General features: G+C 73.1%; 12 protein-coding genes. 5 read left to right on the top strand and 7 right to left on the bottom strand.

Annotation, left to right across the window (positions count from 1 at the left end; all coding sequences use genetic code 11):
* Positions 1-299: 299 nt before the first annotated feature.
* On the bottom strand, positions 300-1,064 hold the full coding sequence (locus ACIA8K_RS28655) for an SDR family NAD(P)-dependent oxidoreductase (RefSeq protein ID WP_396064657.1): 765 nt from the start codon (positions 1,062-1,064) through the stop codon (positions 300-302).
* On the bottom strand, positions 1,052-1,996 hold the full coding sequence (locus ACIA8K_RS28660; RefSeq protein WP_396064659.1) for an aldo/keto reductase: 945 nt from the start codon (positions 1,994-1,996) through the stop codon (positions 1,052-1,054). The genes ACIA8K_RS28655 and ACIA8K_RS28660 overlap by 13 nt, the downstream gene beginning before the upstream one ends.
* A 93-nt stretch (positions 1,997-2,089) precedes the next feature.
* On the opposite strand from ACIA8K_RS28660, the gene ACIA8K_RS28665 reads away from it, so the two are divergent.
* Entirely contained in the window at positions 2,090-2,926 is an 837-nt protein-coding gene (locus ACIA8K_RS28665; protein ID WP_396064661.1) for a hypothetical protein, read from the top strand.
* Positions 2,926-4,791 (top strand): hypothetical protein, encoded by a 1,866-nt coding sequence (locus ACIA8K_RS28670; RefSeq protein ID WP_396064663.1) that lies wholly within the window; start codon positions 2,926-2,928, stop codon positions 4,789-4,791. The genes ACIA8K_RS28665 and ACIA8K_RS28670 overlap by 1 nt, the downstream gene beginning before the upstream one ends.
* A gap of 259 nt (positions 4,792-5,050) precedes the next feature.
* Here ACIA8K_RS28670 and ACIA8K_RS28675 read toward each other — a convergent pair whose 3' ends face one another.
* Together ACIA8K_RS28675 and ACIA8K_RS28680 are read right to left on the bottom strand one after the other, a co-directional pair.
* On the bottom strand, positions 5,051-6,250 hold the full coding sequence (locus tag ACIA8K_RS28675) for an acyl-CoA reductase (protein WP_396064665.1): 1,200 nt from the start codon (positions 6,248-6,250) through the stop codon (positions 5,051-5,053).
* A complete protein-coding gene (locus ACIA8K_RS28680; protein WP_396064667.1) occupies positions 6,247-7,335 on the bottom strand; it encodes an acyl-protein synthetase in 1,089 nt (362 codons plus the stop codon). The genes ACIA8K_RS28675 and ACIA8K_RS28680 overlap by 4 nt, the downstream gene beginning before the upstream one ends.
* Positions 7,336-7,422: 87 nt before the next feature.
* Between ACIA8K_RS28680 and ACIA8K_RS28685 the strand changes: the two genes are divergently transcribed.
* Together ACIA8K_RS28685 and ACIA8K_RS28690 are read left to right on the top strand one after the other, a co-directional pair.
* Positions 7,423-8,154, top strand: coding sequence for a cytidylyltransferase domain-containing protein (locus tag ACIA8K_RS28685; RefSeq protein WP_396064669.1), 732 nt, complete (start codon positions 7,423-7,425; stop codon positions 8,152-8,154).
* A gap of 35 nt (positions 8,155-8,189) precedes the next feature.
* Positions 8,190-9,167, top strand: coding sequence for a PseG/SpsG family protein (locus tag ACIA8K_RS28690; protein ID WP_396064719.1), 978 nt, complete (start codon positions 8,190-8,192; stop codon positions 9,165-9,167).
* Positions 9,168-9,182: 15 nt separating this feature from the next.
* On the opposite strand, the gene ACIA8K_RS28695 is transcribed toward ACIA8K_RS28690, so the two are convergent.
* Entirely contained in the window at positions 9,183-9,863 is a 681-nt protein-coding gene (locus ACIA8K_RS28695; protein ID WP_396064671.1) for a GPP34 family phosphoprotein, read from the bottom strand.
* 104 nt (positions 9,864-9,967) lie between these two features.
* Here ACIA8K_RS28695 and ACIA8K_RS28700 point away from each other — a divergent pair, with 104 nt between their 5' ends.
* On the top strand, positions 9,968-10,459 hold the full coding sequence (locus ACIA8K_RS28700) for an NUDIX hydrolase (protein ID WP_396064674.1): 492 nt from the start codon (positions 9,968-9,970) through the stop codon (positions 10,457-10,459).
* Between the two features lie 199 nt (positions 10,460-10,658).
* Here the strand turns inward: ACIA8K_RS28700 and upp are convergent, their stop codons facing one another.
* Together upp and ACIA8K_RS28710 are read right to left on the bottom strand one after the other, a co-directional pair.
* Entirely contained in the window at positions 10,659-11,291 is a 633-nt protein-coding gene (gene upp / locus ACIA8K_RS28705) for a uracil phosphoribosyltransferase (protein ID WP_396064677.1), read from the bottom strand.
* On the bottom strand, positions 11,272-12,720 hold the full coding sequence (locus ACIA8K_RS28710; protein ID WP_396064679.1) for a glycosyltransferase: 1,449 nt from the start codon (positions 12,718-12,720) through the stop codon (positions 11,272-11,274). Before ACIA8K_RS28710 ends, upp begins: the two co-directional genes overlap by 20 nt.
* Between the last annotated feature and the right edge of the window lie 94 nt (positions 12,721-12,814).

The raw sequence follows: 12,814 nt of genomic DNA on the forward strand, positions 1-12,814 counted from the left end.
GCCGCCTGGGCTGGTGCGCCCAGTAATGTGGTTGACAGAGCACCCGCGAAGGCCACGGCGCCGAGACGGGCGCCCAAGCCTTCCCGTGATGCCCAGCGTGAACGCGTTGCGCGCTCGCCGCCATGGACTATCGACATTCTTCGTACCCCCGTGGGTGCGGCCGGTACCTGAAATGACCGGCGGAGACTCTCCGTAAGGTAAGCCAGCACAGAGGGTGATTGTTGGCGTTTCGGCAGATCGGTCGCGACTTGCGCTGCGAAGTCACGATTCGGTGCCAAGGGGGCCATTCCGCCCCGGTTCTACCAGGCGGTCCGGCCTCCGTCGACGACAACGTTCGCACCGGTCACATACGAGGAGCGGGGCGAGGCGAGGAACAGCAGCGCGGTGGCCAGCTCCGCCGGCTCTCCCACCCGCCCCAGCGGTGTCTGCGCTCCCAGCCGCGCCACGAGTCCCGGATCGCCGCCCGTGCCCGGGAACGCGCCGGGCGTCAGCGTGTTCACCCGGATGCCGAGCGGGCCCAGCTCCGCGGCCGCATAACGGCTGAGCTGCATCAGACCGGCCTTGACCGCGCCGTAATAGGGTGGGTTGCCGGCCGCCGGGTCGTCGTAGACCGGGCGCGGGCTGACCAGGCCGTACATAGAGGACACCGCGATCACCGAGGGTGAGCCGTCCGCCGCGGCCTTCACCAGCAGGTCCCGGGTCACGCCGACCAGCCGCTGGAACGCGGTAAGCGCCAGGTCCGCCGCCTCCGCGTAGTCCCGGGGCGACGCGGTGGCAAGCGAGCCGGAGCGGCCGACGTGCGCGTTGTGTACCAGCACATCAAGCCGGCCTGTGCTGCCACGAAGCTCCCGGCCGAGCCCGGCGACCGCGGCGTCCGAGGTCACGTCGCAGGCGTGCGACAGGCAGCCGTCCACCGGACCGCCGGAGCGCGACACCGCCCACACCGTCGCGCCGGCCGCGGACAGCACCGAGGCGAAGACCCGCCCGAGCCGCCCGGTCGCGCCGGTCACCACGGCGGTCCGGCCGGTCAGGTCGAAGAGCGCGGCCGGGGTCACGGTGTCCACCGGGCCGGGTCAAGCAGATCCAGCGGTACGGCCGGCAGCTCCGACAGCAGGAACGCCCGCTCGTCCGCGGCCAGCGGCGTCCGGGCCGCAAGCGCCGCGTTCGCACGCAGCTGCGTCACCGTGTCCGCGCCCACCACCACGGACGTCACCCAGGGCAATCCGAGCACGTAGGCCAGGCAGAGGTCGGCCCGGCCGGTCCGGCCCAGCGCGGCGGCGGTCCGGTCCAGCACTGCCACCACCCGGTCCCGGTCGACCGGCGACAGGTGCGGCCAGCGCACGCCGGTGCCGGCCGCCAGCAGTCCCTGCAGGTAGACGCTCCGCACGGTCACCACCAGGTCCGGCCGCTCCGCGAGCGAGGCGGCCAGGTCCGGGGCGAGCCAGCGCCGGTCCAGCACATTGCACGGCAGCTGCACGTAGCCGAGGCCGGGCAGCCGAAGCACGGCGCGCAGCTCGGCGGGCGACTGCACGCTCACCCCGACGCGTTCGGCGAGCCCGCTCTCGGCGTACCGGCGCAGGGTCTTCCAGCCGGCCGCGCCGACCACGAGCGCGTCCGCGGCCCGGTGCAGCAGAATTGTGAGCGGCTCACCGAGGTGGCCGGAGCTGCGGACGACGCTTGCGGTGACCGCGTCCGCGAGCGAGGACTCACAGCTCGCGACCGCGCCAAGCGGAGCCACCTTGGTGATCACCCCGAGCCCGGACGCGGCCGCGCCGATCCGGCGCTCGCTGTCGCCGTAGGCGCGGGCCGTGTCGACGTGGGTGATGCCGCAGGAGACCGCGGCGTGGAGCAGCTCGGCGGCGGCCGCGTCGGACGGGCCACCTGTCGTGTTGGCGATGCCGTAGGCGCCGCCGAGTTGAGCGCCGCCGAGCACGAGCGCGGATTGCCGGTAACCGCCCCGCTCTCGCACGGGCAGCGCTGCGCGCAGGTCCGTCATGCAGAGCCCAACGGTGAAGTCACCGTTCGGGAATCGGCGCGTTGGTCACTGCGGAAACGTCGCCGTCGAGCCCCGGGAGCTGTGGCCCAGCCCATGCATCATGCGAACTACTACTACGGGCATGCGCACGTGCTCGCCAGGTACTGCGGCCTCACCGATCCGGCGCACCCGCCGCGGATGCTCGGCTACCTGCAGCACGGCTGGAACATCGGGGACGGGATGGCGCCGGGCGTGCCGCTCGTGAACGGCAGCCCGATGTTCGTCTGGTCGGAGGAGACCCGCCGCCGGTCGATCTCCCAGGGCCGCCGGAACGTGCTGGCGATCGGCGCCCCGTTCGCCTACCTGACCGAGATGACGCCCGCACCCGAGAAGGACGAGCGGGAGGGCACCATCTTCTACCCGTTCCACGGGTGGGAGGGCCAGCAGGTGATGGGCGACCACAGGCGGCTGATCGACGAGGTGCGGTCCGTCGAGGACGGCCCGGTCACCGTCTGTCTCTACTGGAACGAGCACCGCGTCCGCGGCATCCGCCGTCTCTACGAGAAGGCCGGATTCCGGGTCATCTGTCACGGCTACCGCGGCTTCTGGTGGCGGGAGCACGACCGCGACTTCCTCGACCGGCAGCTCATCGAGCTGCGCCGGCACCGCCGCGTGGTGTCCAACCGGCTGTGCAGCGCGATCTGGTACGGCCTGCTCGCCGGCGCCGACGCCGCCGTCTACGGCGACCCGATGGTGCTCGAGGACGGCGACCTGACGTTCGGCGGCGAGCCCCGGCTGCGCCGCCAGTGGCCGGAGGTCTACGGCTACACCACCGACCGCGAGACCTGCCTGGCGCTCGCCCGGCGGGAGCTCGGCGCCGACAACCTGGCCCGGCCGACGGAGCTGCGTCACGCGCTCGGCTGGGCCGAGCCCCTGGAGAGGTGCGCCTGATGTCCGACCGCCCCGCCGCCCTGCTGCCCGAGTCGGCCCACGCCGCCCCGGAGCCGCCGATCCCCGGCCAGGTGAACCCGGCCGCGGCCCTGCTGGCGAACCTGACCCGGATCGGCGACGAGATGTTCGCCTGGTCCGACGCCGTGTCCGGGTACAGCGGCGCGCTCCGGCACCTGGTGCGCACGCTCGCCGCCGCGCCCGGCACCCGCGCGCTTGTCGCCGGCCCGCACCACGACGAGATGATCAGCGCGCTTGTGGACGCGGGCGCGGCCGTGACCTGCCTGGTCCGCTCGCTCAAGGACGCGGAGGCGCTGGCGCTGCGGTTCCCCGCGGCCGGCGTGCTCTGCGGCAGCGCGTCCCGGCTCGACCCGCTCACCCGCTACGACCTGGTCGTCTGCCTGGACGGCCTGGACCGGCTGAACTCCGCCGAGGGCAACCCGCTCACCGACGACCAGCTGCTGGCAACGCTCGCGAAGGCGGTCACGCCGGACGGCACGCTCGTGCTGCGGCACGAGAACCCGCTCGGCATCCACGCCGCTGTCGAGCTGGACCCGGGCGCGCGCGAGCGGGCCGACTCGGCCTGGTACCCGCCGGGCTCGTCCGCGGACCGGCCCGCGTCGCTGTCCGAGCTGACCTCCCGCCTGGCCATCTTCGGCCTGCACGCCACCACCTGCTACGCCGCGTTCCCGCTGCCCACGGTCCCGACCGTGCTTGTCGGGCCGGGCCTGCTCGGCGAGGTGGGCGCGCCGCTGCGCGGGCCGTTGCAGGCGGTGCTGGCGCGCGCGTACACGGATGCGTACCGGGACACCCCGGTGCTCAGCGACCCGCGCCGGATGGCCGGCCGGGCGCTTCGCGCGGGCGCGGAGGCGGTGCTGGCCCCGGCCTGGGTGACGGTGTCCCGCGCCAACGGGATGGCGCCGTCGCACGCGCTGCTTGCCGGCGACCTGGACGGGCCGCACGCGTACACGCTCACGCCCGCCGACTGGGGCGCGACCGCGACCACGCTCGTCGCGGCGGACGAATCGGCAGTGCGCGGCGGGCTGCGCCGGGTAAACGGCGCGTTCCCGGTCCCCGCCGGGGTGGTGCTTGAGGAACGGCTGCTCGGGCTGTGCGCGGCCGCTGACCTCGGCGGGCTGCGCGCCGAGCTGCGACGCCTGGCCGCCTGGCTGGACGGGCACGCCCGGGACGGCTGGGTGACCGGCCCGATGGCGCTTGCCGACGCGGGCGAACTGCTTGACGACGGCGTGCGACTGGGACTGGCCCCACCGCGCTGGGCGCCTGACGCGCCGGTCGCCGCCGACACGGTGCTGACCCGGGTGGCCTGGCGGTTCGCGGCCCGGCTGATCACCTCCGGGCAGCCGCACCCGTGGCCGATCACAAGCAGCGCGGTAGACCTGGCCGGGCTGCTGCTCGGCATGATCGACAGGCCGTTGCGCGCGGACTCGCTGCACGCCGCGCTTGAGCTGGAGCTGGACCTGACCGGCCTGCCGCTGCCGGAACGCGACCTCCGCCGCCGGGAGCTGCTTGCCATCGCGCCGGGCGCGGCCACGATCGACGTGCCGGGCTACCGGGAGCTGGCCGAGGCGCTCTGGCGGCAGCGCTACCAGGCGAGCCACCTGCTGGCGCAGATGACCTGGACCGAACAGATCATCCGCTCCCGCGACCTGCACCTGTCCAAGATGGACTGGGAGATCCAGCTGTACCGCAAGTCGTGGCCGGGCCGCTTCCTGATGGTCGCCCGCAGCGGCTACAAACTGGTCCGCAACGACACCCGCAAACTCTCCAAAAAGCTCAGCAAACGCCGCGCCGCCGCCCGCCGCGCCAAGCGCGACGCCGACTTCCCCCAACCCGGCGAGGTGGTGTGAGCTCTGCTTCTGGTCGTCGCTTCGCTCCTCCGGGCTCGACGCCACGGCCGAAAAAAGGCGGTGCCAGGCAGACGAAAACCGTGTCTGACTGGCACCGACTTTTTTCGGTCGTCCGCGCCTCACGATGTGGTCGAGATCCGCGTGGGTCAGGGGAAACTGCAGATGAAAAGCGCGGTGGTCCTCGGGTCGCCTCAAGATCAAGATCGAGATCAAGAGCGGTTGAGGGTACGCCGTGTGGGCCGGCTGCCCCGGGCTGTGTTCAGGGTCGGATTGTGGTTTGGGTGGTGAACTGGTCCAGCAGGTTGAGGCCGTCCCAGGTGGGGGCGAAGGCGAGGGCCTGGCCGAACGGGACCACGCGGTCCAGGCCGCGGCCGGGGACAGCCTCGACCAGGGCGCGCAGGTCTCCGGTGGTGAAGCCGAAGTGGCTCAGCGTCTGGTCGCGGGGGGTGATCAGCGGGGCCAGGTCGCGCAGGTCGTCGAGGCGGGCTACGGCGACCACGCCGGTGCCGAGCCACTCGCGTGGCGGCTCGCCTGCATCGGTCAGCCGCAGCCAGGCCAGCTCGTTGCTGGGGAACCGGACGCCTGTCGCGCGCCCGTCCGCGGCCAGCCCGTAGGCGCGGACCTGCTTCTCCACAGCCATCGCGGCGTCCACTGTCCACCCGCGGCGGGCGACCGCGTCGGCCAGCTCGCGCCGGAACCCGTCCACCGCCTTCTCCGCGTCGGCAGGCGTGCCGGTCACGTAGAGCGCGCGCGGCGACGAGCAGGCGGCCTGGTCGAACCAGTAGACGTCGTTCGCGTAACCGTCCGCGGCGGCCCGCCGGGCGTCGTCGGTGGCGGCCAGCCAGCCGGTCGCGGAGAGCGCGGCGAACGACGACCGGTCCGGGAACGTCAGGTCGCGGGCCAGCGGGCTGAGCGGGTGCCGGCGCAGCTCGGTCACGCTTGCGTCGCCGCCCCAGAGCACGCGCAGGTCACAGGCGGCGGACAGCTCGGCGGTGATCGCGTCGTCCCGGCCGTAGGCGACCATCCGCTGGGTGCGGGCGATCACCGGGTCCGCGTCGGTGAGCGCGTCGTTGAGCGCGGCGAGCACCGCGTCGGCCGCGCCTGCGGAACGGCTGGAGAGGCGCACCACGTTGCGGTTGCCGGCCAGCGCGCTGAGCGCCCAGGAGTAGACGAACACGGTATCCACGTTTGCCGGTGGCACGTGGAAGACCAGGCCGCGCGGACGGCGTACCGTGTGCGGGTCGGTGGCGTTAAGGGTGTCGACAGTGCGGGCCAGCTCGGCGCGGCGCAGGAAGAAGCCGAGCGACCCCAGCTCCGGGTGGGCGCGCGCGACGGACGGCGCGAGCAGCCGGGCGGAGAGCGCGCCGAGGAAGCGGACCATGCGCGGGTCACCCACGGTCAGCACGTCCTCCGAGGAGGGCAGCAGGCCGGTGGCGCCGGCCGGGAAACGGACAGTCATCGCGCGGTCCTCCCCTGCGCCGGCACGGCGTAGACGTCGCTGCAGCCGCGGGCCTCGGCGCGGGGCAGCCGGCCGAGCACCTCGAAGCGTTTCCCCGGCCAGGCGCCGTCGTCCACGCCGTGGATCACCCCGAGATCCTCGGTGAGCAGGACGTTTCCCGGGTACGACGTGGGAAGCGTGCTGATCAGCTCGATCAGGCCGGGCGCGCCGGGCGGCTGGACGGCCCAGGTGCGCGGATCCCGGATGATCACGTCGGCGAAGTCCGGGCAGTAGAGGCCGCCGCCGTCCGGCCCTTCCAGGAAGACGGTGCCGATCTGCTCGACCATGCCGTAGAAGTTGTGGATCCGCCGCAGGCCGGTGTCCTGCTGGAAGCGCCGCCGGAACTCGGCGGGCGCGACCGCGCGGTCCTGGAGCTGCTTCCAGCCTCCGGAGTGGACGAGCACGCCGTTGCTCAGGTCCCAGCCGTTGTCCCGGGCACGCTCATACAGGTGCAGCCACACCATGAACGTGAACCCGAAGATCAAGAACGGTTTGTCACCATTTTTCTTGATGAATGCTTCGATGGTGGGGAGGTCGACGGCGCCGTCCGCGTCGAGCGCCCACGCGTGGTCACGGCCGAAGCCCATCATGCCCAGCACCCCCGCACCCCGCGCGCTGAACGTGCGCCGGTCGGCCAGGATCGCGCGCGTGTCCACGAGCAGCATCGGCAGCCGGTGCGGCCCGAGCACTGTCTGCATGGTGCGGGACAGCATCCGGCTCTGCGCGGCCGCGGCGTGCTGGTCCAGGAAGATCCGGCTCGGCGTCCCGGTGGTTCCGCTGCTGGTCAGCGTCTTGAACACGGCCGCGTCCGGGATGCTCTTCAACGCGTGCGTCTTGAACATCCGCACCGGCAGCCAGGGCAGCTCGTCAAGCCTGTCGTAGGCCCGCTCCGGCCCGTGCCCGGTCGCGTCAAGGATCCGGCCGTACGGCGGGCAGCCCACCCGGTGCGCCGCCAGCCGCGCCACGATCTCTGGCAGCAGCCGCTCCTCTTTTACCGGCTGTGTCAGCCGGAAGACCTCCGGCGCGCCAAGCGTCTCGGCCGGCATGCGGTCACCCCCGTCCTTCCTGCTCGTTTGACGTGCGGGCCGGTCTCGGTACGGCCCTTCGGCACAACGAGAGCGGGAGCGGCACGGATGCGCGTCGTCGGAATCGTCCAGGCCCGGATGGGCTCCGAGCGGCTGCCCGGCAAGGTGCTGCGGCCGCTCGGCGACCGCAGCGTGCTCGGCTGGGTGGTCCGCGCCGCGCGCGCCGCCGGCTGCCTCGACGACCTGATCGTGGCGACGAGCGACCGCCCCGAGGACGCCGCCGTCGTGGCCGAGTGCGCGCGTCTCGGCGTGCCGGTGTTCCGCGGCCCGTCCGAGGACGTGCTGACCCGGTTCGTCGGCGCGGTCCCCCGTCAGGGCGACGTCGGCGCCGTGATGCGGTTCACCGCGGACTGCCCGCTGCTCGACCCCGCGGTGATCCGCACGGCCGCCCGGCACTTCGCGGCGTCGCCCGGCCTCGACTACCTGAGCACGTCGCTGCACCGGGTGCTGCCGCTCGGCACGGACGTGGAGATCATTTCGGTGGACGCACTGCGCCGCGCGGACCGGCTCGCGACCGGCTTCCACCGCACGCACGTCACCTCGTACGTCTGGAGCAACCCGGAGGAGTTCACAGTCACCGGCATCGCACTGCCGCCGGACCGGTCCGGGCTGCGCGTCACGCTTGACACGATCGAGGACTGGCGGCTGATCGAGGCCGTGGTCGCGCACTTCGGCGACCGGATCGTGCCGGTCGCCGAACTGTCCGCCTGGCTGGACGCGAACCCGGACGTACGCGCGCTCAACGGCACGGTCCGGCAGAAGGCGCTGGCCGACAGGTGACAGCTGTCGGCCTGCGCTGCGATGCCGGCGCCGCGATGGGCGTCGGTCACCTGGTCCGCTGCCTGGCGCTTGCGGAGGAGCTGATCGGGCGCGGGTGCCAGGTCGCGCTGCTCGGGGACGTGGGCTCGGTGCCGTGGACCGCGCGCGAGATCGCCCGGCTCGGGCTGCCGGTGATCGACGCGCCCGCGTCGCCGGAGGCGCTGGCGATGACCGCCTGGCGGCTCGGGCTTGAGGCGGTGGTGATCGACTCCTACGTGACGGATCCGGCGTGCGCGGCGGCGCTGCGGGCCGAGGGGGTGACCGTCCTGGCGATCGTCGACGGCGACCCACGCGGCCAGTCCGCGGACCTCTACCTGGACCAGAACCTCGGTGCCGAGCGGGCCGCTCCCCCGCTGCCACCCGGCGCGACCCGGCTGGCCGGCCTGCCGTACGTGCTGCTCCGCGACTCGGTCCGGTCCCGCCGCCCCGCCGCTCCCCGGCCGTTGCACCCGGGCGGCCCGCCGACAGTTGTCTGCTTCTTCGGCGGCACCGACCCGACCGGCGCCGCGCCGGTGCTGGCCGGGATGCTTGCCGCGACAGGCATCCCGCTGCGGGCCACAGTGGTCACCGCCTCGGCCTCCACGGTCACGCCCGCGCCCGGCCAGACGTTCAGCTTCGTCCCGAACACGCCCGAGCTGCCCGCGCTTCTCGACGGCGCCGACCTGGTGCTGGCCGCGGCCGGCACGTCCACCTGGGAGCTGCTCTGCCTGGGCGTCTGCCCCGCGCTGATCATGGTCGCGGACAACCAGCGGCTCGGCTACGACGCGATGCTCGCCGCCGGCCTGGGCATCGGCCTGGGAGCACGCGCCGACCTGCCCTCGCCTGCCGCGATCGAGACGCTGCGCGCGGCGCTCACCTCACCGAACTGGCGCCACTCGCTTGCCGCCCGCGGCTGGTCCGAGGTCGACGGCGACGGCCGGGTCCGGGCGGCGGACGCGCTGCTTGCGGCAGTGGCCGCGCGCGCACGAGGCTGACGCGGCCCGGAATCCTCAGGCGCGCGCGCCGAGGGCCTGGCTGATCGCGCGGCCGAGCGCGGCGATGACGAGCGAGATGCTTGGCCGGATCGTCGACTCCTCCATGCTGACGCCGCCGCCGTACCCGGCGCCGGCCGCGATCTCCTCAAGCCGCTTGTGCGCCTGCTCCATCGCCTCGCTGTCCAGGTGCAGCGCCGGCTCCATCCGGGTCGCGGCGAGAAGCGTGGCGAGCGCGGCCGTGCGCTCGTCCGGCACCGTCTGCCCGGTCAGCGCGTCGGCCAGGCGGGCGCGGATGCCGGCCTCGTGGCTGCGGTCCGCGCTCGGGTAGCGGTGCAGGTGGATCACGCCGCCCATCGCGGTCTCGTCCACGTCGCGGATCACGCCGCGCTCGACCAGGTCGGCCAGGACCTTGTCGCGCAGGCCGTGCCGGAGGCGCTGCAGCCAGGACGCGGCCGCGTGCGGTGTGTCCGAGTCGATCTTCGCGAGCACCGCGTCCAGGATCGGGTCGCCGACCGGCGCGTTGTCCTTCACCACGAGCATGTCGGCCGACATCGTCAGGCGCCCGACCAGCGCCAGCTCCACCAGGATCGCCGCGGCCATGCCGAGGTCGAGCGCGATCCGCGACCCGACGGCACGTCCCGACTCGTCGTCGTACGCCAGGACCAGCAATTCCTCGGGCAACGTAATGGGGGCCATGGCCATGACCATAGTGGCCGCCCCCAAGGCGACGGTAGTGGCTGAGCCTCTATCGAGGTGGAGGCCCCTCCGCCTCGGCAGAGGCGCTCGATAGGGTGCTCACGGTGCAGGCCATCATCGCCACGCTCGGCTACGTGTTCTCCCCGGACAAGCGTGAAATCCTCATGATCAGGCGCGACGCCCGCCCTGACGACGTGCATTTCGGCTACTACAACGGCCTCGGCGGCAAGCTGGAACCGGACGAGGACGTGGTGTCCGGCATGCGACGCGAGATCCTCGAAGAGGCCGGGATCAGCTGTGACACCCTTGACCTGGCCGGCACCGTCTCCTGGCCCGGCTTCGGCCGCAACGGTGAGAACTGGTTCGGCTTCCTCTTCCGGATCACCGCCTGGTCCGGCACGCCGCTGGCCGCCAACCCGGAGGGCACGCTGGTCTGGACCCCGGTCGAGGACGTGCTGGCCGGCGCCGTCCCGATGTGGGAGAGCGACCGCCACTTCCTGCCGTTGGTCTTCGCGGACCGGCCCCGCGTCTTCCACGGCATCATGCCGTTCTACGCGGGCCGCGCCCTGTCCTGGACCTACTCCACGACCGGCTGAACCACCACGATCACCGCCACCAGAGGGTACGACCCGGGCGCCCTCGCCCCGGCCGTGTCCACAGACGCGCTCAGGCCGGCCCGCGCGCGGGCCGCCCCGCGGCCGGTGGACCGGCTCGGCGTCGGCCCGAGCGCGCTGCCCTACGCAGTCCACGCCGGAAAAATCACCTTATGGTGGTCAGCACCCGTCGGCGGCCCTGTCAGAAGCGCGGCATGCCGCCGAACTGGCGGTCCCCGGCGTCCCCGAGGCCGGGCACGATGAACATGTGCTCGTTGAGCTTCTCGTCGATCGAGGCCGTGACCAGGCGCAACGGCAGGCCGGAGTCGCGCAGGCGGGCGATGCCGGGCGGCGCGGCAAGCACACAGATGACCACGATCTCGGTGCAGCCGCGGTCGGTCAGCAGCCGGCAACAGTGCTCGAGCGAGCCGCCGGTGGCGAGCATCGGGTCGAGGACCAGCACCGGGTGGCCGGTGAGATCGACCGGAAGCGACTCCATGTAGGCGCGCGGCGCGAACGTCTTCTCGTCCCGCGCCAGGCCCACGAAGCCCATGGACGACTCCGGGAGAAGCGCCAGCGCGGAGTCCGCCATGCCGAGCCCGGCGCGGAGCACCGGGACGATCAGCGGCGGCTTGGCGAGCCGGGTGCCCGAGGTCGGCGCCACCGGCGTCTCCACCGGGAAAGTCTCGACGGCGAAGGTGCGCGCGGCCTCGTACACGAGCATGGTGGTGAGCTCGGTCAAGGCCGCGCGGAACGCGGCGGAGTCGGTGCGCGCGTCGCGCATCGCGGTCAGCCGCGACTGGGCAAGGGGATGATCAACGACGAGTACGTCCACGGTCGTTCAACCTACCGGCAGCGGCGCCGGCGAACGAGTAGACCTCACACATCGTCTCCGCGTACGCGGCCGGCGTGTGCCGGGCCGCCTGCCCGGCGGCGGCCGCCCCGATCCGCCGCGCCTCGGCCGGATCGGCGAGCAGCGCGAGGACCGCGTCCGCGAATCCGGCGGGATCCGGGCTCGCGAGCCTTGCCGCACCGCCGAGCGGGCCCTGCGCGTGCAGCACCTCGTCGCACATGACCGCGGGCACGTGCGCAAGCGCGGCCTCCTGCAGCACGAGCGCCTGCGTGTCGGACAGCGACGGGAAGACGAAGACCTCGGCCGCGCCGTACGCGGCCGCGACCACGTGCGACGGCTGCTCGCCCACGACAGTGACCCGGGCTGCGGCCTCCGGCCCGATCGCTTCGAGCAGCCCGGTCAGCCAGCGGCGGTCGAAGGTGGCGCCGACAAGCACCAGCCGGGCCTTCGGGCAGCGCGCCACGATCGTGCTGAAGCTCTCGATCAGCAGGTCGACGCCCTTCTCCCGGTTGACCCGGCCGACGAAGAGCAGCACCCGGTCGGAGTCGGCGATGCCGTGCTCCGCGCGGAACTCCGCCACCGCCGCGGCAGTGGTCGGGCGGGCCGCGACGCCGGTCGGGACCAGGAAGATCCGCTCGTCCGGGACCGGAAGCGTGATCCGGTTGAGCGCGGCGCGGGTGGGCACGATGACCGCGTCCGCGTCGCCGAGCAACAGCCGGTTGTAGCCGTCCACGGCCGCGTGCCGGTTGCTGATCACCTGCTCGGGTGCGAGGGCGCCGAGCGACGAGAACGACCCGATCGGTGCGGGACGGCGACCGGCCGCGCGACGGGCCACGCTTGCGGCCCGGCCGGCGACGCTCGCGGCCCCGCTGGCCGCCCTGCCCGCCACGATCCGGGTGCGGGCGGCCGCGCGCCGGGCGTACCGGACCGCGCGTGGGCCGGTGACCGCCACGGTGTGCGACCACGGCACCGGCACGCCCAGCCGGCGCGCGTAGAGCCTGGTCAGCGCGTTGAGCGCGGAGACCGGGATCCGGTACGCGTCCGCGTACGCATGCAGGTCGGTGTGGTAGGTGTGCACCACCGGCAGCCCGAGCTTGCGCGCCGCGACCACGCCGAGCAGGCCGACCGGGCCGGGCGTGTGCACGTGGACGATGTCCGGCGCGAACGCCGCGATCTCGTCGAGTACGCCGCTGGCACCGGTCTCCCGCAGCAGCCAGGGCGACAGCCTGAGGTTTGCGACGCCGCACGGCAGGGCACGTAGCGTCAGCAGACCGTCCTCGACGGTCTGGTCGGGATGCCGGGGCACGATGGTCATGCCGGGGTGGCCCTGCTCGGCGAGCGCCGAGGTGAGCGTCCTGATGGACGTGATCACTCCGTCGCGGCGGGGCAGGTACGTGTCTGAGAAGTGCACTACTCGCACAGCGAGAGACAATCGGAGCCGTCCGTCAACGTCAAGTGTCAAATACCTCTCAGAACGATGAAGACTGCCTATCCGATCATGTTTG

The organism is Catenuloplanes sp. NPDC051500 (assembly GCF_044454585.1).
Taxonomy (GTDB): domain Bacteria; phylum Actinomycetota; class Actinomycetes; order Mycobacteriales; family Micromonosporaceae; genus Catenuloplanes.